This window comes from Paenibacillus sp. PCH8, from assembly GCF_002968835.1.
GTDB lineage: Bacteria > Bacillota > Bacilli > Paenibacillales > Paenibacillaceae > Paenibacillus.
The window spans coordinates 823,101-845,594 of sequence record NZ_PKQK01000002.1; the positions used below are offsets into that span (position 1 = coordinate 823,101).

25 protein-coding genes and 1 pseudogene are annotated in these 22,494 nt (G+C 48.0%); 1 reads left to right on the forward strand and 25 read right to left on the reverse strand.

What is annotated here, in order from left to right; all coding sequences use genetic code 11:
* The 24 genes and pseudogenes from C0Q44_RS16490 to C0Q44_RS16590 form a co-directional block, all read right to left on the reverse strand.
* The gene (locus C0Q44_RS16490) at positions 1 to 1,011 is read right to left on the reverse strand and encodes an XkdQ/YqbQ family protein (RefSeq protein ID WP_105408339.1); all 1,011 of its coding nucleotides are present in this window, start codon (positions 1,009 to 1,011) and stop codon (positions 1 to 3) included.
* 13 nt (positions 1,012 to 1,024) lie between these two features.
* On the reverse strand, positions 1,025 to 1,720 hold the full coding sequence (locus tag C0Q44_RS16495) for a LysM peptidoglycan-binding domain-containing protein (RefSeq protein ID WP_105408340.1): 696 nt from the start codon (positions 1,718 to 1,720) through the stop codon (positions 1,025 to 1,027).
* Positions 1,721 to 3,814 carry a phage tail tape measure protein gene (locus tag C0Q44_RS16500; protein ID WP_105408341.1) on the reverse strand — a complete coding sequence of 698 codons (2,094 nt, stop codon included), beginning with the start codon at positions 3,812 to 3,814 and terminating at the stop codon, positions 1,721 to 1,723. It abuts the gene before it with no gap.
* 22 nt (positions 3,815 to 3,836) lie between these two features.
* Complete coding sequence (locus C0Q44_RS31060) at positions 3,837 to 3,965, reverse strand: hypothetical protein (protein WP_258166368.1); 129 nt, start codon at positions 3,963 to 3,965, stop codon at positions 3,837 to 3,839.
* A 50-nt stretch (positions 3,966 to 4,015) separates the two neighbouring features.
* Positions 4,016 to 4,438, reverse strand: a complete 423-nt coding sequence (locus C0Q44_RS16505; protein WP_036611390.1) for a phage tail assembly chaperone — start codon at positions 4,436 to 4,438, stop codon at positions 4,016 to 4,018.
* Positions 4,439 to 4,609: 171 nt separating this feature from the next.
* A complete protein-coding gene (locus C0Q44_RS16510) occupies positions 4,610 to 5,068 on the reverse strand; it encodes a phage tail tube protein (protein ID WP_017690162.1) in 459 nt (152 codons plus the stop codon).
* A 1-nt stretch (position 5,069) separates the two neighbouring features.
* Positions 5,070 to 6,386, reverse strand: a complete 1,317-nt coding sequence (locus C0Q44_RS16515) for a phage tail sheath family protein (protein WP_105408342.1) — start codon at positions 6,384 to 6,386, stop codon at positions 5,070 to 5,072.
* Entirely contained in the window at positions 6,386 to 6,607 is a 222-nt protein-coding gene (locus C0Q44_RS16520; protein ID WP_105408343.1) for a YqzN/YkzM domain-containing protein, read from the reverse strand. The genes C0Q44_RS16515 and C0Q44_RS16520 overlap by 1 nt, the downstream gene beginning before the upstream one ends.
* A gap of 49 nt (positions 6,608 to 6,656) precedes the next feature.
* Positions 6,657 to 7,088, reverse strand: coding sequence for a phage tail terminator family protein (locus C0Q44_RS16525; RefSeq protein WP_105408344.1), 432 nt, complete (start codon positions 7,086 to 7,088; stop codon positions 6,657 to 6,659).
* Between the two features lie 361 nt (positions 7,089 to 7,449).
* Positions 7,450 to 8,574 carry a tail fiber protein gene (locus C0Q44_RS16530; RefSeq protein ID WP_105408345.1) on the reverse strand — a complete coding sequence of 375 codons (1,125 nt, stop codon included), beginning with the start codon at positions 8,572 to 8,574 and terminating at the stop codon, positions 7,450 to 7,452.
* The gene (locus tag C0Q44_RS16535) at positions 8,574 to 9,164 is read right to left on the reverse strand and encodes a YmfQ family protein (protein ID WP_105408346.1); all 591 of its coding nucleotides are present in this window, start codon (positions 9,162 to 9,164) and stop codon (positions 8,574 to 8,576) included. The genes C0Q44_RS16530 and C0Q44_RS16535 overlap by 1 nt, the downstream gene beginning before the upstream one ends.
* 72 nt (positions 9,165 to 9,236) lie before the next feature.
* On the reverse strand, positions 9,237 to 9,371 hold the full coding sequence (locus C0Q44_RS31810; RefSeq protein ID WP_374955104.1) for a hypothetical protein: 135 nt from the start codon (positions 9,369 to 9,371) through the stop codon (positions 9,237 to 9,239).
* A 104-nt stretch (positions 9,372 to 9,475) separates the two neighbouring features.
* Positions 9,476 to 10,614 (reverse strand): annotated as a pseudogene (locus tag C0Q44_RS16540) (baseplate J/gp47 family protein).
* Positions 10,615 to 10,618: 4 nt separating this feature from the next.
* Positions 10,619 to 11,074 carry a DUF2634 domain-containing protein gene (locus C0Q44_RS16545; protein ID WP_105408348.1) on the reverse strand — a complete coding sequence of 152 codons (456 nt, stop codon included), beginning with the start codon at positions 11,072 to 11,074 and terminating at the stop codon, positions 10,619 to 10,621.
* Positions 11,067 to 11,477: a hypothetical protein gene (locus tag C0Q44_RS16550; protein WP_105408349.1), complete on the reverse strand. Its 411-nt coding sequence runs from the start codon at positions 11,475 to 11,477 to the stop codon at positions 11,067 to 11,069. The genes C0Q44_RS16545 and C0Q44_RS16550 overlap by 8 nt, the downstream gene beginning before the upstream one ends.
* Positions 11,470 to 12,456 (reverse strand): XkdQ/YqbQ family protein, encoded by a 987-nt coding sequence (locus tag C0Q44_RS16555; protein ID WP_105408350.1) that lies wholly within the window; start codon positions 12,454 to 12,456, stop codon positions 11,470 to 11,472. Before C0Q44_RS16555 ends, C0Q44_RS16550 begins: the two co-directional genes overlap by 8 nt.
* On the reverse strand, positions 12,453 to 13,082 hold the full coding sequence (locus C0Q44_RS16560; protein ID WP_105408524.1) for a LysM peptidoglycan-binding domain-containing protein: 630 nt from the start codon (positions 13,080 to 13,082) through the stop codon (positions 12,453 to 12,455). The genes C0Q44_RS16555 and C0Q44_RS16560 overlap by 4 nt, the downstream gene beginning before the upstream one ends.
* Before the next feature lie 54 nt (positions 13,083 to 13,136).
* Positions 13,137 to 14,795: a tape measure protein gene (locus C0Q44_RS16565; protein WP_105408351.1), complete on the reverse strand. Its 1,659-nt coding sequence runs from the start codon at positions 14,793 to 14,795 to the stop codon at positions 13,137 to 13,139.
* A 24-nt stretch (positions 14,796 to 14,819) separates the two neighbouring features.
* Positions 14,820 to 14,963 carry a hypothetical protein gene (locus tag C0Q44_RS30245; RefSeq protein ID WP_181151033.1) on the reverse strand — a complete coding sequence of 48 codons (144 nt, stop codon included), beginning with the start codon at positions 14,961 to 14,963 and terminating at the stop codon, positions 14,820 to 14,822.
* Positions 14,964 to 14,977: 14 nt separating this feature from the next.
* The gene (locus C0Q44_RS16570; RefSeq protein ID WP_017690174.1) at positions 14,978 to 15,412 is read right to left on the reverse strand and encodes a phage tail assembly chaperone; all 435 of its coding nucleotides are present in this window, start codon (positions 15,410 to 15,412) and stop codon (positions 14,978 to 14,980) included.
* A gap of 111 nt (positions 15,413 to 15,523) precedes the next feature.
* On the reverse strand, positions 15,524 to 15,931 hold the full coding sequence (locus C0Q44_RS16575; protein WP_062323853.1) for a phage tail tube protein: 408 nt from the start codon (positions 15,929 to 15,931) through the stop codon (positions 15,524 to 15,526).
* A gap of 180 nt (positions 15,932 to 16,111) precedes the next feature.
* Positions 16,112 to 17,575, reverse strand: coding sequence for a phage tail sheath subtilisin-like domain-containing protein (locus tag C0Q44_RS16580; RefSeq protein ID WP_105408352.1), 1,464 nt, complete (start codon positions 17,573 to 17,575; stop codon positions 16,112 to 16,114).
* Positions 17,575 to 17,775, reverse strand: a complete 201-nt coding sequence (locus C0Q44_RS16585) for a YqzN/YkzM domain-containing protein (protein WP_105408353.1) — start codon at positions 17,773 to 17,775, stop codon at positions 17,575 to 17,577. The genes C0Q44_RS16580 and C0Q44_RS16585 overlap by 1 nt, the downstream gene beginning before the upstream one ends.
* A gap of 233 nt (positions 17,776 to 18,008) precedes the next feature.
* Positions 18,009 to 19,157, reverse strand: a complete 1,149-nt coding sequence (locus tag C0Q44_RS16590; protein WP_146113464.1) for a hypothetical protein — start codon at positions 19,155 to 19,157, stop codon at positions 18,009 to 18,011.
* Between the two features lie 263 nt (positions 19,158 to 19,420).
* Here C0Q44_RS16590 and C0Q44_RS16595 point away from each other — a divergent pair, with 263 nt between their 5' ends.
* Positions 19,421 to 20,443, forward strand: coding sequence for a hypothetical protein (locus C0Q44_RS16595; protein ID WP_146113465.1), 1,023 nt, complete (start codon positions 19,421 to 19,423; stop codon positions 20,441 to 20,443).
* Positions 20,444 to 20,608: 165 nt separating this feature from the next.
* On the opposite strand, the gene C0Q44_RS16600 is transcribed toward C0Q44_RS16595, so the two are convergent.
* Positions 20,609 to 22,471 carry a DUF4127 family protein gene (locus C0Q44_RS16600; protein WP_105408356.1) on the reverse strand — a complete coding sequence of 621 codons (1,863 nt, stop codon included), beginning with the start codon at positions 22,469 to 22,471 and terminating at the stop codon, positions 20,609 to 20,611.
* Between the last annotated feature and the right edge of the window lie 23 nt (positions 22,472 to 22,494).

The following is a 22,494-nucleotide window of genomic DNA, read 5'->3' on the forward strand; positions in this document are numbered from 1 at the left end:
TTACACCACCTTCAAATCCAGCGACATCGTATGCACGCCCCCCTGTACCTTATGCGTACATTCGTCTACCAGAAAATATTGATTAATCTTCAGTTCATTGATCTGGATGTTGACAAAACTGCCTGCCCTCACCTTGAAATCACCAAGCGCATCCACCTTCAACGTCTGCGTCTCGCGATTGCGGAGGGTCATCAGGGTCTTGAGCATTTCATCAATCTGACCTTCGTTCAGGCCGTCATCCGCTTTTTGGTACAAAAAAAGCAGCCCCCATTGACGGATGCTGCCTGAGTCCTGATGAACAAACGTTTCTCTTTTTCCCGTATCCTTGTTATCCCGGTACAACTTGATCTTGTTATACGTCTGGTCGTCAATTGACCGCGTATAGCTGTAATCCGTGAGCATACTGTTATCCCCGATGACAAAGCCGTAAGGCATCTCTTCCACATCCCTAAGCACAAGCTTGCCGAAATCATCGTAGAAGATGTAGTTTTTGCCGCCATAGATCAACGTTCGGTCGAGCGCCTCACAGATCATGTCGATTAGCTTTTTGTTATCAAATAACATGCGTGGAATAACATATTTCGGCTGGATCAACTCGCCCACCTTCAACTGAAAGTCGGTAGCAATTCGTTTGATCACATCCGTAGCCGTTGCGTTAACGAACTTATACGTCTGATTCGCGGTCAGATAACGAGTCTGGTCGTAGGCTTTGATTTTGACACTTTCGTCCTTGCCGCTATCCACCGAGAAGATATATCCGTAAAATATGCCTACCTCGTTGCTGATATATTTCACGACGTATCCATTCTCATAGGTGAATTTCTTATTCTGGTACAGACTGCCCTTGATCAACGTGAATTCCAGAGAGGAAGGTTTGCCGATGCGGGAGGTTTTGTAAGTAATGTCGCCGACAATTTCGCTAATGTCCCAGATGTTGCCCTGCTTGTCATCCAGCAATAACCGTTCCTTCATGTTTGCCAGCTTATCATCCAGCCTGATCTGCTCTTGCATATTCCCTCTCCTTTCACGGAAGCTTGATCACAAGTCCAATTGGCAGCTTCTTCAGTTGTGCATCTTTGATGCCATTCAGCTTCTGCAGCTCTTTCCAGCGAGATCCATCTCCCAAATGGGCTTTAGCTACAGACCACAAGGAGTCTCCGGCTTTGAGTGTGACGGTCTTGGGCTGGATTTTTTCATTGGGCCGGGAGGCTTTGGTTTTTGTTTTCGAAGCAGCCGTATCCTTGCTGTCCTTGAGTGGCACTACTTTTTTGGCGGCATAGAAAATGAACTGCTTCAGCTTGATATCATACTGGATATCCCCCACCGTACCCGCTGTCTCCTTCCAGTCGAAGCTCTCAATGGAAACCGCCATATTAATAGTGTACCTTGCACTGGAAAAGAACAGCCTAACGGGTCTGCCCATCTGCATCCAACGGATGATCTTTTTCACATATTCATAGGGATCACGGTAAAACTGCTTCTGAATTGCCGGATGGCTTGCATCGTAGTTCAGATGATACGGGCTGTAGTCTGCCGGAAAAATTCCGCTGAAACTGACTTCACGCAGCTTCGGCGACTTGATCACGTTAATTTCACCCAAAGCGCTAACGTTAAACGTACTCCCGTCTCCCGAATCCGAAAACTCAATGCTCTCTGGTGTCACCGGGAAAAACATGTATTCGGAGCGGTTGTTGAAGCTTAGTTGAATATAATATTCCACTTATCCATACACCCCCTGGGCACTGGAGACGATCTGACTGTTCAGTCCATCGGTGATTTTGCTGATGATGCTGTCCACATCATGTCCGCTGTTGATATCCCCTGTGGTGACCTGAACGGTTGGCGTCAGACTGACAAATCGCTGAATCGCCTGCATCTCTGCAAGCTCACGCATCAGTTTCAAGTCCTCGCTGGTTACATCCACTGTGCCATCTACATCACCGATCTTGTCCACCTGTCCGATATTGTTGATTTTGTTGATGTTACTCATATTGTTATTTGGAACAACGGTGGGAGCAGGTGCAGTTGGCATCGATGGTACGGAAGGGGTTTTGGGAGTTGAACCGCCGAAGTTTCCGGGTAATTTATCAGAGCCGTTGGGAAATAGGCCTTTGGTGGTATCCATCAAATCATGTCCCTTCCCAAATCCCATATCAAAAGCATCCTTATAGTCTGCAGAAGCATCCATTCTCCATAGGTTAACAACGTCCTTTTGGCTCTCAGGAGCAATCGCTTCAAGGTCACTCATTAAACCCTGTATCTTACCACTCATAGAATGAATGTTAGCATCATCAATTAGTTTAATACCGCCCCAATTAGTGCCAAAAATCTTATTCAGATAGGGTATTAATTTGTTTATACCTTCGATCATCCAGTTGATCTGATCTTTAAAACCACCTGCAAAATCCTCAATTCCCTTTGTAATGTTGAACAGAATTTGAAGTACTATGAGTCCCATGTCAACAAACAACTTTTGGAATGCAAAGGCTGGATCTCTGAATACATTAATGACAAATTCGGCCCAAGACATGAAATAATTCAGAATGGATGCAAAAATTGATTTCATATACTCGTAAGCCATATAAAAATAACCTATAATCGCTCCAACCATATCCCCAGCTGTAACGCCACATAATTGCAAAATAAAGATTAGTCCTGCAATAGCACCAATTACAAGCAAGATAGGCCAGTTAGCTACCAACCATGCCGCTGCCAGTGAATAAACCTGGGCAATTACAACTCCGAGCGTAATAATGATATTGGCTAGTAGCACTAAAGCAATCGCAGTTAATATAGGTCCGATGATAGCCCAATTTTCCTGCACAACTGTAGCAAAATTGATGAACCCATCCACGATAAATGCCACCACCTGAGCGATGATTGCAAACGCCCCACCAATCCATTCGATGAAAGCACTGAACTGACCTGAGCTTATTGCTTCGTTTAATCGGTCAAGCACAGGAGATAAAACTTCCAAAGCTCTTGTCCCGATTCCAGATAGTATCCCATTGAACTGATTCACGAGAGCCGTCCATTTTTGCAATGGAGAATCCAGCATCGTATCAAAGGCTTCTTGTGTGTAACCTTGCATTTCAAGAACCGTCTGCAAACCTTGTATAAAACCGTCAAGGTCTTTAGTCTGTATAAATTCACCCAATCCAGCCCCGGTCAATGCACTTTCCGATATGTTAAATTGACTCGCCAAATCAGTATTCTTTCCATTCATGGCACTAACAATAGCCTTGGATGCATCTGATAGACTTTTATTATCCGGTGATAACATACTCAGTTGTTGAGTCATTTCATTTAACTGATCTACCTGCCCTGTATTTTGTGCCAAAGGCAAGAAGCCCAGAGAAGATTTAAGCGAATCATTGACATCCTGACCACTCTTGGAGGCTTGATCTCGATACTTATTATAGATGCTTTCCCCGAGCACCGGATCTTCTGCGGCAACCATGTAACGATATTTGAAGTCTTCTTGTTCAGCAGCCGCTTTTAACACGACACTTCCAGCGGACTTTACCATTTGAACCCACTTGGAGAGTTTGCTCAGATTATCAACCAAAGCATTGCTTGTATCATCAGCCGTATCCTCCAACTTTTCCATCAGATTAATCGTTACATTTAGTTGTTGATTTACTTCATTAAAATGGTTGGATATATTCGTCTGGTTGAATTGGTTCAGATTAATCCGGTTAATCTGGTTGAAATTATTAAGGATCTCGGTTGTTCTTACTTGAACCAGATTTAGATTATTGATCAGGGTATTCATGGACGGAGGATTAATTACATCGATACTTGTATCGGACATCTATTTCTCCCTCCTTTCCTTTTTATTTCTTCCGGGCGCGGCTCTTGGACCGCTCTTTCTTCTCTTCCTCCACCCGGATGGAGATCATCGCATAGATGGCCGCTCGTTCTCGCATGGAGAAGGCCATTAGCTCATGCGGCAAAATGTTCAATTCATGGAGAGCGTAATAAGCCAGATTGGCTTCGGAATCGCCCTCTTTAATTAGTTTTTTACGTCATCCACCAGTTCGTTCATATCCTGATTGAAGCCGTTCAGCTTCTGAACCTGTTCACCCAGCGAAGCAAATTCCCCAGGCAACAGCATTTTCCGCAAAAGCGATTCCGCCCCCATCACGCCATATGACCGCTGGAGTTCTGCGTTTTTCAAATCGGGGTAAACTACACTTGCGCTCATCAGGCGAGCCATGTAATCATTCGCATCGATGTCGGGTGTGTAGACACCGTTCTTACCCTTGATTTTGCGGGTAGCCGCTTTGCGGCATTCCTGGTTTTCGTCCTCAGTCATGCTGCGCAGTTTCCAGGCAACCGGCTCGCCTTTCTCATCTTTAAATCGGGGGGATACGATAAACTCCTCCGTTGTATCCGTTGCTGCATTTTGGGCAAAAAACATACTCAATCCACTCATGTATTGTTCCTCCTCTAAAGTTAGGCTCCCCGCCGCAAGAAGCGGCGAAGAGCAGAATTTTGACACGCCAAATAGCCCGTAACACAGGCATGTTGAACAGGTTTCTTTTACAAACCCGCTGCTAATTAATACTCTTTATAAATCTCAAATCATTATGCTTTCCACGCTACATTACTTCGGCAGATTGAACGATACAGGCATATCGACATCTTCAAAGGTAAAGCTTACTTCTTCCTCCAACGCCTCCGCCTCGGTATCCAGGGATGCCATGATCACACTGTCGAGATTGACGCCTTTGAGGGTCACGGTCTGTTTGCCAATCGTAGAGGAAGGATCTTCGTTGGTCACTTCAATGTCGAAGTACGTGTCCACACCATTCTGCATGTACTGGAGCATCAGCTCGCGGAAACGGGAAGTGGTGTAAAAGATTGTCATGGAACCCGAACCAGACCAACCGGTTGCTTTGTGCTGTACGCCGCGGCGGCCCAACGTTTTGACCTCTGCTTTTTGTTTCTCCACTGTTGCTTCCAGCGTCTTCACATAGAACATTTCTTCCGTTTGTCCGTTAATCGTTGCGTATGCGCGGCCTTCCTGGCCGGAGATCGTGTCGCTTGCTTTCAAAAATGCCATCTTAAACCACCTTCACTTTCATATATACTTTTTCAACGGAATCCACAGGTTGGACCTGAATCTCAATCAGAATGCTGTCGGTTTCATTGCCCGGAGCAACAGTAATGTCTGTTTTGGAATCAAAATTTTGAATCGCCCCAATATCCTGAAGCTGCTTCAGGTAAGTGACACATTGGGAACGGAACAGGCTGCGCCCATCTTCGTTATTGTTCACTTTGCCGATATAATAGGACTCGAAAATCCGTTTCATATCGTTAGCGATGCCATCGAGAACACGGACAACACGGTTTTTGGCAAAATGACGCGCCTTATCCGGTGTTACGGAACGGAATGTATTCACATCCTGCTCTACCACCGCACGGTTGCTGCTCGCCGTAAACACAAACTCGCCATTACGCAATGCCGCTTCTGTCTCGCTATGTGTCAATCTGCCACTCACATCCACGGCATCGTCATACGCACGGAACGTCAGGGATTCATTCAGGTTAGCTCCCGCTGTTGCGCCGGCAGTCCATGCTACGGTTTGTTTCGGCGTAAGAACGGTACCGTCTGCGAGCACAACACCATTTTTGACACTGATAATGCCTTCATGATCTGCAGCCGGATAATCGGACAAAACCAGTTGCACCTTCTTGCCCTCGGTATCACGCAAACGCTTGATGTAAGCTGTGTAGACTGACTTGAGTGTGGCATCGTCTGAAATCAGACCAACCGTGTTAAAATCCAGTACTTCCAGCTTGGTCAGAAAATCGGAATGCTCATGGTTCGTTGCTGTACCATCCAAGCCACCTGTTAGTGGAAGTGAAGCTGTAGCTGTGAGTGCACCTTCACCAGTGTATGTGACGTATGCGTTGGATTCCAGAGCTTCGATGGTAGACGCGGTTTGTTTGTCCACTTCTTTACCCGCAAGCAAAGTGGAGACATCCAATTGGTCCGGATCATTAATATTCGCGGAGACTACAACAGCCAGATCATTACCACGTACGCCGCCGTGTTGGGCTGTCACAGTTAGCTTGTCCAAGGTTGCCTTGGCTTTGGTACCTGCATTGAGTCGATACAGAAGCAATGTTTGCGCACGTTTCAAAGCTTCACGAATCAGCAGTAATTGAGGTGCTGTCCAGTCATAGCCCAATTTGGCTTGTACATCTTCACCTGCTTGTACCGTCAGGATTGAGCCTGTTTGCCCCCATGACAATGGAAGGGCCAATGCCACCGTTCCCCGCTCCCCTACCGTACCCGGCAATGAACCCTCTGATGCAAAATTCATATATACGCCAGGGCGTACCTTGTTTTGTGTCGTCCATGTTCCTCCAGCCATTATTGTGCCTCCCCATTCATAAATTGTTGGATGTGTTGCTGTGCTTCTTCCATGGTGTATGTTTCTTGTTCCAGCAGAACTGCTGCCAAAATATCTTTCTCCATCCGGCTAAGTTGCCGGGATTCGGCGAACTGTGCTTTGCTGTATTTTTGATTGTTTTTCTGGTTATTTTTCTGGGTACTTTCCGGGAACTTACTCTCCGGTTCTTTTTTCGTGAACATTGCCAATGCGCCTCCTATTCCTTTCATACTGATCCCCTCATTTGGTTAGTTATTCTCTTGTAGCTTTAAGTGCGGTGGGTCGCTGCTCCAGTTGTTGCATAGGAGTGGTGGACTCCGACACTTTGGTGGTTCGCATGGTATAGTACACCAGCATTCGCGGAGTATCGTTCTCCGTCTCCCAACGCAGTTCCGTTGCGCGATAGGGTGTACCCTCCACGTTAATAGTTTCCAACGCTTCGAACAGTTCATCCGGTAGAGTTGCCGGGATATTGTCTGTTTCGAGCCAGCGGATTTCAAAAGCGTGAGACTGCACGAAGCGATCGCTGCGTTCCCGGGTAAGTTGGGAGGATAGCAAGCGGTAGGTGATGCCTTGGCTGTCCGGGGTCGGGCTGCTACTGCCCGTTGACGGGTGGATCGTGATGTTGGGTAAATGTTGCTTGAGCGTGTTTGCGATGGCTGTGGTTAGTTGGTTTGTGGTCATGGTTCACCTCCTTTAAATTAGATAAAATTACAAATATCCTTAATTTTTCATTTTCTAACATCAGTGCTCCTAGAATCGATAATACCTTTCGTTTAGATCTTATAGACTGATAAATACATAAAGGGCAATCCCTTTAGGCCAATTTGGCTTTTCAATCCTTCATTTTCAGATATCGAGATCAACAAAGAACAGTACTACTTCTAACACTTCAGACCAACCCCCAAATAAATAAGCACTCACATACACCACAGTTCTTCAGGTAATTAGTTTGAGAACACCAAGAACTTCCCTTCAGTGATGTTTGTTCTTCAATTAAGATCAAGTCTTAGTTACTTTCAATAGCTTACCAAGATAATCTCTCTTATCTAAAGCTGGAAATCAAAGCATCAATGTTTAGCACCATACTGTTAAGGTAATGAGCTCGGTAGTATGGGCTACTCGTCCATAGATAAAGTTGTAATACCTCTCCCGCAGTAAGACTTATGTCTTCCACAAACAAAGTTGTTTGACCTGAGTCGGTTTGACGTAAGGCACCTCTAGCTGCTCCATTGATATATAGTTGTGAATATGCATAATTTGTCCTTTGGGATTCTGACCGTGTGTGGTAGGATACACGATAAACACCACCCGTCAGTATGGTTACCTCTCGAACCCTTATAGGGTCTGTACTGTGTGTTGATGCTAAGTTACCGTTTGCGTATGGGTCGCTTCCCGCTTGAAGGACTAAACCTGGTTTAACCCCAGCAACCAGTGAACCAGGCACACCCAATATTGTCTTGCCTACAGGGATGTTCTCAGCCTTCAAGTCAGGGGCCACTGTATATACCCAGGACGATCCATCATAGTACCCTGCTGGTGGTCTCATGAATGCCTTGTCACCCTGGAACACGCTGGTTTCCTGAGCGGGTTGGTGAAAGGCTTGCGTAGATCGGTTAGGCATCGTCCCTGCAATCCCGTTAGCAGTAGCAATACTAAATGTGGCCCCCGATAATACTTGAGCTGCTTTAGCGTTACCCGTAGACCGGATAACTCCAGCCATTTTGGTAATCAATTGAGCCCATATCTCGCTTGTGGATGCCGATACACCTATGGAGTTGAGAGCGGCAACCACGTTGGCTTTCTGCTCAACTCCAAGCTGCTTTGCCGCTGTCGCCTCAGTATAAGCATAGTCCGCTCGGACTTGAGCGATTCCGGCTGCTGTCACTCCTGCACTCCCACGGTCATATGCGGCCTTTACAGCCTTTGGCGTAGCTGCGCGATCTTCCAACGTGCTATCCGTTACACTAGAAAGCTGAGTCTTACCTTTTACGGTATGGGACGCATCGGGAATATCCATCTGACTCACCGCTTCACGGAGCGTATCCAAATCCGCCTGCGTCGCAACACCTGCATCAATCTTTTCAAAAATCCCATTAATACTCTCCCGGGTCACAGTCTCATTCCCCAAAGGAAGAGGTAATTTCAGTCGATCTGTTTCCTGTGGCATTACGCCCACACCTCCAGTTCATTCCACGTCAAGGACGCGGCGTCCAGTTCATCCCATGTTTTCTGCTTCTTGTCCAGATCGTCCCAGATCAGATAGCGATACTCATATTCCACGGCCATATGGGCCGGCTTCAACTCTTCAATTGCCCTTTTGAGATCGTCGATATTGGGCGGGATACCCATCGTATCCACAAAGCTCACCGTAAAACTCCATGCTCCCGGCTGAAATGTTACATCCACCTTGCCCCCTGCATACGCCTCGGCCACATTCGCAACCAGTCTCCCAGAGAACTTCCCGGCACCACGCAGCTTCGACTCCACCACCGCACGCCTTTGTTCCACTGGCTTGAGACGATCCGTCTCAACACCAAGCTCCTGCTCCCAGAAATCCAAGCCCCACGTTGCTGTACGGACAAAAAACTGCTCCAACGTCTCATCCAGCGCCTTATACAGCAGATCCATCTCGGTGCCTTTGGTCTGCATATCGCCCTGCATAACGCGCGAAGTCTCGTAATACCTTGGCAAATACGAGAACAACTCCCGTCCTTTCTCACTCGTCAGTCCAACATCTACAGTAGAAGGAACACTCATGACCAGCATCCTCCTTTCCTTTCACATTCGCGTGAACTCGCTCACTCCACGGGTCTTCCTCTCCTAAGTGACTTACTTCTTGCCATAAGCGAACCTCAGACTTGTCACGTTGCTCACCTTGCGAATCTTCCAGAACCGGCACAACAGCAGCAGGAGAATTAGTCCAAGCAGCGTTTCCCAACCGAGTAGAACATTTCCATGACACATCCCGTTGAATGGCTTTCTTGCTTCCTAAACGGCCTTCTCCACTACATTCCCGGAAAGCTCCCTCATCTTCCTTCCGCACGTTACACCTCACCATCTGCCCAACACTACTCATGCACATCCACCGCCCCAGCACGGCCACCTGACTCGCGGTCATCTCAATATTCTGGTCGCTCACACCGTTCACGGTAAGCTCCGAATAGTCGATAATGGGCGGAATATCCAGCAGAATCGCGGCAATGCGGGTGTAACGAACGAGCGGATCGGCAAAAGCCAACTGTTTCAGATACGCAGTCACCCCGCGTTCGATCAATGCCCGCACATCAGCGAGTGTCGCATCGCTTGCCAACGTCAGCTTCACCCGAATGTTCATCGGTACTTCCTTAGCTGGCATCACGGACACCACTGGCCCAGCCGGCGCAACACCTTCACCTTGTCCATCCTGCGTTGGGTCAACGTACTTCTGCACGGCGGCTACCAGATCGGTACCCGCAGCACGTTTGTCCGTGTCCAGCAAATATAGTCCCACCGTGCCTGGCCCCTGCCATAACGGAATAACCCGCGTTGCACCAACACCTGGTACTTCACTGGCCCATTGCACATATTGCGATTTGTTACCGCTTGTCCCCTGATTGCGGACTTTGGAATAAAAGCGTTCCAGCAGCGCTGTATCTGCCTCAATATCTGCACCGCCTTTGACCACCTCAACGTTCGTGACAGAAGTTACGCCACTTACAGGTGTAGACAGCACAATTACCGTGCCCGCAGGCACATTACTCTCTTTTCCGGCAACAAGCGCTCGTACGCCTACCATCCCAGAACCATCTGCATCCAGTTCCAAACGTCCCACCGTTTCATATTCGAGCGAAGCTTCAGCAGATACTTCATCCGCGAGCGTAGCCACGACCGTTCCCGCAGGCACCACTTTACCCGGCGCACCCGCGAACCTCACCACACCCTGTGCTGCCACCGCAGCTCGCCGCGTGATGCCGTGCTCTCCTGCCCGCAGATCCAGCTCTTCCGAACGAAAATTCGGATCACTGCTCGCAGCCGTACTTGCAAACCCCCGCCGTAGTAATTGCTGTGCCCACAATGCAGCCTCAGACAGCATAAACGCAACTGGAGCTTCCGCATCCCACAGAAACGATCCCTCCGACTTATCCAGATCCGCGGGCAGACGATCCAGCATTCGCTGCATAATCTGTTCCTCCGTCTGGTCCTCCAAATAACGCGGAATCTCAGCCATCCCGTCAGATCACCTCACTTTCCAGAATAAACATCTCTTCCTGCACACTCGCCACACGACACGAGAACATGCATTGCTCCCGATTCCAATCGAACGTGAACTGGTCCACCGAATCCGTGCGTGGATCAGCCAGCAGCGTCTCCGTCACCATCCGGGTAATCTCACTTTCCATCACGCCCCGGCTGTCACCCTGACCCACTAGATCCTCCAGCTCCGAACCATAGTTCCGGGAGTAAATCACATGTCTGTAACGTGGCGTTTTCACGGCCTTAATGCACCACTGCACCCAAGCTTCATGCGCACCAGCCGCAGCTACTTTGCCACTTGGGGTCAGCACAAAATCCCCTGCATCGTAATCGAATCGCCAGCTCCGTCCAAAGCGTATTTCTTCCGAAGCTGCCCCCGACAGATCCTCCTCATCTCCCCAGACCACACCCGTTTCCGGGAACAAACTAGGCATGCGCACTCACCACCTTACACAGCACCACAATGTCGTTACCGCCATTCACTCGCATCGCCAGTACGCGATCTCCCGCTTTCAATCCCTTACCAAGAGACCACACCGCTTCTTCCACTTCCTCTTCTTGCAAAAGAAACCGTCCCGTACCCGTCGCTGCGCCGTTTGCCACGTCAGGTATACCGGAGATCGCGCCAGCAGCCTCGCGCTCCGGCAGTCCAAGCGTGCCCGGAAACTCGGCCACGAGATAGTCCTGCACTTCGTGCTTGAAGTCATCCAGCTTCACGCCGGATGCAGTCATCGTACCCAGTACTGCTCCCAGACCGCTCACGGCCTGACGAGAATGTGTACTCATCGCCCCCCGCATGACCTCGGCAAAATGCCCATACGGATCATCTTTATTCAAGGTAATACCTCCTTTTCACCAGCTCAGCTGTCCCCAGTTCCAACGTCATCGTTCCAGGTCCGGCAGACAGATCACGGCTGACCGACATGACGATTAGCTTCAGTCCTTTTAACAACACGGCATCCCCGGCACGGATCGTATTGACATCCGGTGCGGATATCGTAAAGGTCTCCTGAATACCCGTCAGATGACTTTTCGCCAGTTTTTTCGCGGCGGTTGTGGATTTCACCTGATCATCTTCAATCAGCTTTTGCAATGTGCCCAGTTCTTCCACACCATTCTGCTCAATCGCCAGCACTTTGGAAGGAACTTCTTTGCCACTCGTAGACTCTGACGCTGCCATGACTTTAACTTTGGTAACCGCCCCTTCGAGCGTACGCATCTGGGTCAGATCAATAAGTCGATCAAGTTCATACACCTTCGTATTATTTCCGACCTGGAAAAGCTGCAACCCGCCGGGTGTCATCCGTGGATGGTACATCTCTCCACCAGATTTGGCCGTTTCCTTCAGATCGGCAAACATCATCGAAAAAATCGTCTGTGACCGATACACGGCTTTACTCAGCTTTGTCTTGGTATCCGGCAGCTTGGCGTATGGGATCTTCCACTCTTTGGCGTAGGTTTTGAGTCGTTGCGTGGCAGTCTGATCCTTAGGCAGCAGGAACTCGTCCTCCGATTTTTCCAGATAGATCATCCGGTCGTACACCGTGAGAGACAGCCGCTTGGTGCCGCTGTTCGAGCTTTCCACCTCCCAGATGACCGCAGGATGCAGCAGATGAACCATCGATTTTTCGCTAAAAGGAACCCCGCTAATCCGCACCGCCATGCCTGGTGAGATTGAAGGCAGACCGGAAGACACAGACACTGCCAACCGGATATTGGCCTGATAGGCAATCTGGTCCAGCGAGTCCTTCAGCGTAATCGTCTCCACCAGCTTGGTGATGTCATACTTGTCGTCGACAATGACCTTGTAGGTCATGGCATCACCAGCTTTTGCCCGGGCTTGATCCGGTTCGGATCACTCCCGATGATCTTCGCGTTGAGCTTGTAGATCTCGTTCCATTTGGAACTGCTGCCCAGCTCCAGCTTTGCAATTTTGGACAGGGAGTCGCCAGATTTGACGGTATAGGTCTTGCTGCTCTTTTTCAAATCCGTACGAGAACCTGACTTGCTCGCGGATGCGGCAGAACCCACCTTCTCCACCTTCGAATCCCGCCAGGTGCGCAGCGTAATGTCGAAGTAAATATCTCCACTCTCGCCGCCCCGGAAGGTCGTATTGTGCGAGATCAGATATACTGGCACGTTCACCCCCGTGTTGGTGATGATGAAGCGTAGCGGCTTTTTCGATATCAGAAACGTATTCAGCATATTCATCGCTACCCGCGGATCAGGCAAATCTTCGTACATACAATAGGACGCATCATATTCTTTGGGAAAAAAAGAAGAGAAGGTGATCTCCTTCACCTTCTCCCCCTGTGCAAAATCAAACTCGCCATGCTCCAGCATATTAATCGTTTCATAACCTTTTGAACGTGAGATCGTAAGCTCTTCTGGCTTCACAGGGAACTGGAACTTCGTTTTCCCATCGATCAGCGTAAATTCCATTCGGATCCCTTCCACGTTATCTTCAAATACAGTCATAAACGGCCTCCTTTCTGCTTAGGCCATAATGGTTTTACGGTTTTCCATGGCACGGCGGAACTCGCTCGTAATCCGTTGTCCGACTTGCTTGGTGACAGCATCGTAATCAATCGCATTTTCGCGCACGGTCACCTGCACCGCGCCTGGTGGAATATTTATCGCAATCTGATTGGTGGTTTCGGTTTTGAAATCTTTGAGGTATCCGGACAGACTGCTCATCTGGTCTTCGGATATTTGTACCGTCATCGTGGACGATTTGCCATTCGTCTGCGCACCGTTACCAAGCGCCATTGCTTGGTTCTGCATCATGCTTGTTCCCATGAATCCAGCAGATGTAGGCTGGCCGACCTTGCTGTTCATATAAGCCGCTGGGCCTGTCATGGTCAGTGCCGGTGGCATATAGGCAGGTGGCATCTGCGGGCCTGTTGCAGCTGGAGATGGTGTAGCCACCGTCGCTGCCTTGGATACGGATGCCGCAGGCTTGTCTTCCTCTTTCTTGGAGCCAAAACCGAAGAAACTGGATATGCCATTGAACATATCCTTCGATTTCTCCACAACAATATTCGTTCCTAGCAGAGCAGTGTTCGCCAATTTCGATATACCCTCCGCATTGTTCTGAATAAATCCACCTACCTTATCCCCAACCCAACCACCTGCTTTCTCGCCAAGCCAGCCACCTGCTGCACTACCAATAAGGTTTCCAACCACCGGAATCGGAATCACACTGCCAAGAATGCCTCCAATCGCAGTCCCTACTGCATTACCAGCAACAGAACCGACCGCACGCGCGCGTTCCTCTGGAGGAGCGCTTGCAAGACCTTTAATGTTGCTAATTATACGAACCGGTGCCAACAATTTACCCGCTCCCTTGACAACCCCTCCACCCAGTTTATTGATGATTCCTGAGCCGCCACCCCCTCCTGCTGCTCCACTACCTCCGCCACCAAATAGTCCTTTTATGTCTCCCCACATTCCATCGATACCACCGATTAAATCAGATCCTGCGGACGAGAAATCGTTCATAAAAGTAGCGCCGCGTTTCGTAACCTTAATTGCCTTCTTCCACCCGTTACCAGGTGTAGAGGGTCTTTTGATTTCTTTCCACAGTTTTTTTCCACTACTCCTGGCAGCGAATCCCTTTTGCACTCCAGATGAAATAAATTTACCTCGATCAAACATGCCTTTCATCTTTTGCATAAAGGTTTTAGGCTTCGCTTCGGCCGCTGGTGCCGCTCCAATATTGATAGAGTCTAGCTTGGTACTCAGCATATGAATAGATTGGGTATTGGTATTCAAAGCATCAATCAGTGGCTGTGAATTCACATTAACGGATACACCTGAAATTTGGTGTCTGACTTTGAGTTGTACACTAGCCGTGGCATTCAACATCTTGGAACGGAGTTGTTTCATTTTTTTCAACAAACCATTCAATACTGGCGTAGCACGGTCAAGTAAATCAACCTGAGGAGTAATCCGCAATCTACTCAACCGAACAGCCGTACTATAGATACTTTCGAGCCTGCGCCCGGTCGTTCTCAGCTCATTGTTCACCTTAATCAGACTCTGATAACGAACTCTACCCAGACGTTCCGTTGAGCGCTGGATCTGATCCAGGTAACGAAGGGTTGTCCGCATTTCCGCATTGGATTTGGATAGACCTACAATCATTTCTGCCATTTTTTCACCTCCTGCCTTATATCGTTATCTATTCATTTGCGAAGTGATCGCTGACATTTCCTCTTCCGAGAACGCAATCAACAGCGAACGCTCCCCGCGTGGCAAAGACCAGAACTCTCCGGGCCGGAGATGATGACGCACCCACATGTGATACAGGAACGTGGTCATCCCGCCGGAGTGAATCAGTTTTTTAGGTCTTCAATCTCCACACCGAAGCCGGACAGCTCCAGCACTTTATCGCCTACGGCATCCAGTTCACCCGCAAGCAACATACGGCGAACCGCTTGTTCACCACCAGACAGTTTCATGCGACCGGTAATGCGGGTATCTCCCCAGCCGGACAGTTCCAGGCTGCGGACTTTCAATTTCACCGTTGCTTCGGAAATGAGCAGCGCGTTAAACGTTTCGGTATCCACCTTTTCCTCGGTGCGGCCTTTGGTCGTTTTTCGAATCGTACAGCGTTCGCGAATGTGATCCACTTTGGAAGACGTCAGTCCACGCAAGGTCAACAGCAGATCCAGACGCTGAATGCGCACATTCTCCTCTGGCAAACGTTCTGCTGCTTCAAACAACTGATCCAAAATCTGTTCTTCGGACATATTTTCATTCATACTCATCGGGCGTTATCTCCTTCTCATTTCGCAAATGGGGCCATACCTTCTTAAACATCTAAGACAACAAAGAGACCGAGATCATCTCGGCCTATATTGGTGCCCATTTTTCATAACTTAGTTCGCCACAATTGGATTCAGCAATTCAAATCCTTCAAACGTAAAGCCTGTTTCCTCTGGTACTTCTTCGCCAGCTGTCCAGTTGGCAAGCTGAATTTTGTCCACCATGCAACCTTTCAGCAGTACACTCTCATGACCATAGGATTCAGGGTCGTTCAGCTTCGAAATAATCTGGAATTTGGTGAAGCCACGCTGGATCATATCCGAAGTGACTTTGTAACCCGTCATTGTGCCTGTTCCTTTTTTCGCACCATTTTTGTGCACTTTCCAGTCGTTACCGACCAGATTCAGCTCACGTTTTTCAATCTCCACACTCGCTTCCAACTTGTTAATGTTCGTCTGCCACACACCATCGATATGCAGTTGACCATGGGTACCGAGAATTACTCTTGACGCATCCAACATATATATTCCTCCTTGGGTTGGTTGAACTAATAAATATTACACGGTATAACTCCGCAGTCAGAACAATCTTCCGATCGCTTTGCTTCTTCAGATTTTTTCTGCCCTCTCCGTTATCGTGTAAACCATCAATTCAACGTATAGTAATTATTCTAGAAAACAGTTCTTTCCTACCACACAACCTTATTGCACGTAAAATGTACCAAATAACTGCTCCATCACATCCGTCAGCTTCACATTCCATTGCAGGAATACCTGATCCGCCTCCGGTTTCAGTACGGGTGCAGCACCATAATAAGCCGGGTCGAGAACAACGTCATAACCCTCCGCTTCGATGACATTGCTCTGTGCGAGCAGCGCCAAATAAGCCTTCATCGCACCAATCAGTGCCTGACGACCTTCTTCAGTATTGTTGACTTTACCGATATACGTATCTTCCGCAGAGCGCTGCAAATCCGTGTTGATCGCATCCATCACACGAATGGAACGAATTTTTTTCCACGCATTATTCTGCCCGGCGGCAGGCGTAACGAGTGTATTTACACCGCGAAGTGCTTTCACCTGACGACCATCATGGAAGAAAATAAATACGCCATTTTGTACCGCCTGCTCCTGTTCTGCACGCGTCCAGCGACGTGTCACATCATCGAACGGTGTAGCTGCATAGGTTGTCGATTCATTCAGACGTTGTCCGGCGATCAGTCCTGCAACATAAGCGGACGTTTCCGCCGAACTATAGAATGCATCCCCAAGGCGCACGCCTGTACCGATATTAATGACACCCTCATGATTCAGCGTAAGCGAACGTGCCGCCGCTTTCTGCGCTGCTGTTGCAGATGTATCATCCGCTGCGGAGCCGCCAAATACAGCCATCACTGGCTTACCTTCGCTACGTACACGTTTCACCCAAGCCGCAAAGCTCGCAAGCAGAGGCGCATCTGCCGCCTGATCCAAAGCCAGTACGTCAAATTGCTCCCCTTCCAGTGCGCCCTGTAACGCAATATACTCTGCATTGGTTAGATCATCGTTGCCACTTACGCCGCCTTTGAATGCTGCTCCTGCAACGGTAGCAACCACACCCGTACCATCGCCAATCGCTCGCGCCGTTACCCACACATTTCGTTCATCCGTATTAATCTCTTTAGCCAGATTTGCTGCTGTAATATCTGCCGTCAGGAGCGCATACAGCATCCGATTGCCCTCAAAAAGACGTACTTCATGCTTCGTATTATCAATCACACCCGGTTGGATAGTTACGTAGAACCCGTTCGCACGATCCCCCGGATACTTCGCATCCAGTTGCAGCACATTAACATCACTGCTGTCTTTCAAGGTAAGCGTGGCTGTTAGGGCCTTGGCACTTGCCACCCGATAAGCAAGCAGCTTCTTCGGTCCACCCAGCAGGGCCAGCTTCAAGGAAGTATAGGCTGTGCCGTTATCCAGCATATTCGCTGCATAAATGCGTTCAATCGCTGCTTCACTCCCCACTTCAACAAAAGTCCCTACTGGACCCCAGTTCGCCTTAACCGGCACAACGACTGTTCCCCGTGTACCCGCCTGAATGGCCGAGGATGCTGCCGCCTGAAAATTCATATATAAGCCCGGAAGGACCGGACGACTCGTTTGTTCCCAAGTTCCACCTGCCATTATCCCTTCACCTTCGCTTTCATAAATTGGTTAATTCGTTCCTGCGTTTCTTCAATGGAAAACGTCTCTTGCGCCGCTTCGTACAGCGCACCATACAGCACCTCTGCCTTAACGGCAAAGAGGGCTTCCGAATGATTCATCAGTTCAGCCCGAGTATACCGCGGGGCAACCGGTTTGCTTTTTTTAACTGAGCCTGCCATGGGCTATCTCACCTCAATGTATGAACTTTAAGTGTATGCTCCCGTAGCAGCTTTCTTTCTGAAAACCTTTTAGGAAACACTTCGTTTAATCAACTTGCTTCTGATTTGTTCTATGAATTTTTGACCCTATCCATCTAAGACTCTTATTGTATGAGCTTACTAATCTGAAGCTAACGCTATTATTAAGCTATCATCTGGAACTACCTGTAATGGAAGTTCCTCTCAACTAACGGTTACTCGATCCCTTTGCTATGGTGGATCTCACGGATCAGAGGTACATTCGAACCTGGACGGCGAATCCGTTGTTGTAGTGTCAGTCGAATCTGTCCGTTCAGATAAGCATCGTTCTGCAGATCTGCCTTAACTTCATCCACAGTCACATAACGTGTGTTACCTTCATTATTTTCGTTGTGGTCGCTGGCTTCCTTGACCGCGATACGTGATTGAAGTGCAAGCTGTTCGACTAACCGCGTTACCGTTTGGCGTGTTAACACCGAATGATCGGTGAGCACATGCCCAACCCACTGTTGTCGAACCTCCAGTGCCGAAGTCCCAGCCACTGACGTGCTGCATCCAGCCAGTCGCCACAACACAGACGGAGTATCGTATCCCCCAGGCCATACATCCCCATATACCGACCAATTCGCACCAAGTTTGTGCTGTGTCCAGCCTTGAAGTGCAGACAGCCAAGGATCTTCTGTCCCCACAGAAGCATCTGCCCACTCTTCAGGAACATACACGCCGAACCTCAGACTGCGCGTAACCATCCCAGATCCTGCATCCACCCGATCACTGTCCGAAGAACCCAGATAGAGACAGGTGAATGCGGCACCTTCATCGTCCTCCAGCCGGATCTGATGCAACCCTTTGATTAGTTCAGCCGACCAAGCTTCCACTTGTTCAGCGCCCCCATCTTCCGGACGAGCATATGGTGAGATTTTAATGATCCGTCGGTATCCAACCCAGCCAGACTTTGGCACTTCTTCGGCAAAAGTAATAACCGCGCATGGTCCACTTAGCACTTCGCCCAGTGAAGGTACATCCTGTACACGACCGGCCCAATCTGGAACAAGTGCTGAGAGCTTCTGCTTCAGCGTCTTTCGGATGAGCGTACTCCATGTGTTGGTGCTGGGGACATCGTTGATCTCATTTCTCATAGACACATTCATTTCTCCCCCTTTGGCTGCATGTTTGAGGTCTGCCCCGCATGTTGCAGCGACACGCAAGCAGCAGTAGACTCCCCCTTTTAACACAGAGTCTGAATGGTTATCGAACCAAGGCAGGGACTGTTTCACCGCATCAAAAAGACCGGCCCCTTGGCCGGTCTGTACTTTAGCGTATGTGCTTTCGGTGCGTCCCTTGCTATTGACCCGATAATACAATCTTACACCCTTTCATTCACAGCGCGGATGGTGTTCCGTACGACTTCGGTGCGATTAAGGGAGACGTTCGGGTGGAAAAAAGACGACACCTGTTCTCACTTTTATATCGATATCAAAACAATGTTATTTATTTACATTTTATTGCAGATGTAATATCCTTCGTATATAGGCTGTACGTAATTAGACGAAGTGTGAAGCATTAAGAAAGGCGTTTGTGGTGCGCTAAAAGTTAACTATCCCATGTAGAGAGTGAGATATTGATTATGAAAAAAGAACTTATTATGCATTCACCTGTAATTCAAGGTTATCCGATTCATGCTAATATGCACTCTATTCTTCCCAATCACCCTTCCTACCATGAATGGTTATTTACGAATCACATGCAACTAAGGTTTGATTCCTACCAACCGGATACTTTCCACTTGGAGTTCTACCAGCCATTAATGAGAGAGTACCATCCGTTGTTAAATATTCACAGTATGCAAAAAGAAATGATCCAATTGCTCAAGTTAAATGTTACCGATTTCTTCATAGAGTCAATTAATAATGGTAACTACATTTATGTTCTTATCGATAAACAACATATTAAAGCCTATAGAACTGAAGAAAGTGCACCTCATGATTTATTCATATACGGTTATGATCGGGATAATCAAGAATTTAATATCGCAGATTTTTTTCCTGACCCGTTGCCCAAATATAAGAAAACAAAGGGATCCTTTTATGAGATTGAGCAAGCAGTCAATGAACATATCAACTATAAAGAGGACTGCTGGGATAATGTATTTGGTATACAACTTATCTCCATGAATTCGTTCAAGTCCTATCGTTTCAATTTGGAGTTTTTCAAAATCTCACTGAAACATTATCTTAATTCTACGAATAGTGCTGCATACTTTGAAGTCATTGAAGGCATTCCAGCAGAAGAGCAATGTCTGCACGGCAGTCTGGACCCTGTATTTGGTATCCACATTTATAACAAATTAATTGAATCTGTTCGTGCCGATCATCAATATATAAGAGCATTACATATGTTATCTGAGCATAAGACGTTAATGACCAAGCGAATTCATTATTTACATAAACTTGGATTAATTGATGGCAGTCTGTTTTACAACCTATTTGAGGATATTGAACTAAAGGCTCGTTCTCTTCGAAACAATACGCTTAAACAAATGATAATCAACGAACACTCACTCAATATACCCAAACTGACTTCAATGATTGAAGAACTTTCGAATAAGGAGTACATTGCACTTGATAAGTTAGCAAGTGCAATAGGGTAGCGTTGCAAGTTAAACGTAATGTTAAGGGGATCGTAATGATCACCTGATCCGATCCCCTTAACTGATTCCGATCCATTCCACACCATACCTTCTTCTAGTGCTGGCCTAAGCCAACGTTTAAAGGAAGCGGTCATGGCTTATAGGCTGCATATCTGAGGCAATCTTTTACACAATATTAAAATTAACCTGCGGGTTCAACGTAATCTCAAATGCACGCCCCCAAATGAAATCAGGATTCCCATATTCCAGCAGCGCACTACCATACGTCGCATAAGACAATTCGTCATCACAGATCTGCTTGATAGCCACATTGCCTGTCTGGAAGGCTGTTTTATTCGCAAGTGCCGTGGTATAAGTCTGCATCAAGTCACGAAGTAATGTTTGCAAATGAGCATAGCCTTCCTCTGAGTTGAACAGCAACATATTTTGATCCGAAAGGGTAGCCACGTTAGTATAGAGCGCATGGGCTCGGGAATATGTGCGGATATCTGCAATTGCTACCGCTTTGTAGTAATAATCCTTCAGGAAACGTTTGAACAACAGTGAAGCATGCGCATTCATGGCATCTCGCAGCATATGAACATGCGTTTCTGTCGTAATCAACGCATACCTCGACTGTCCCATACCTACCGCCATACCGATTTTGTTCCCCGGCGTATTCCACGCACTATAACCCAGAACCCATCCAGTATATGGACTATTCAGCAACGCTTCAGCAACATCGACGTTGGCTGGTCCTTTACCCACAAAATCAATCAGCACCGTCGGCAGACCTTGCTCGCTATTCAGCGTCAATCTCTCCAAGGCAGCCTGCACCTGCTCCAGAGCCGTAATCGCAATAATCTCGATGTCGATGCCTGTTACAGCACCAGCTTGACTTGGGTGACGCTTCGTCATGCGATCCAACTCGGAGGTGATATCGAACAAGGCAACCTCTTCGGTTGATCCAGCCACCATCTGTTCATTTCCCATAGCAGGTTCTGAATTCGCACCCGTACCCACTTCCGGTTCAGGATATGCCGAGTCCGCTACAAGCACACCCCCTACAATATCCACGTGACGAACCACATTCTCATGTACATCCATATATTCATACGTATTCACAATTGTCGAGCCATGAGGACCATAATACTTCACCGCGTAACGTGTTTTGCTCCCGCCTCGAAGTAATTGATTCGCCATACGAGCGACCAATGCGTGGCCCAGACCATCTGCATCCGGTAGGATAATGGCACGATCCGGATTTTGTCCATCTGTACCACCTAGCCATTCATTAATTCGAGCTTCCACATATTTGATCTCATTAATCTGAACACCCTGCGTGTTAGCATCGTCGACTCCAACCGCGAGGAAATCGATATAACCTGTGCGAGCCAGTTGATCCAGAATGTACAGATTCGTTTTGAATTTATGCTGTCTGGTATTGTAATACTTTTCTTTATCAAAATAGGTCGTTGCCCCATATTCCACCCCATCCGGGGACAGGTTATAACCTTCGATAATATCCTCAAAAGCGGTGTACGTCTGACGTGGCTGTTGCATCAATGCACGAGATTCATTATATGCATCCAGTGCCAATCCATCGGCAAACGAGGTCGTGGCAAGACGCATAATCGTATCCATCACGTATACCGGTTTGCGTGGATATTTCAGTTTAATGACTCGGATTACATCCAACAGACGAGTCGTTTCCTCATCGTATTCAGGGTAATCGCCGCCTCCGTCTTCACGGAGCTCTCGACTGCCAATCAGACCTCCATAGGCGAGCATATCGGATGAGATAATGAACCCGTCAACTTTGGGCGCATGTTTCAGAATAAAGGTATGAATGTTGGACGGTTTGCCATACACCGGCGTAGAGGTGCCCAGCAGCAGTGTATCATCTGTCGTTTTCTCCGTATCCAGGCGATTCTTAATATCCTTCAGGTTCGGTGTAACGATATGGATACCGGCTGCTTTCCCTTGTACAATAACGTCATCCAGATTCGCTGGACGATCATCCAGTGGAACATACAATACTGTTTTCATATCACGTAGCCTCCTGTTATCGG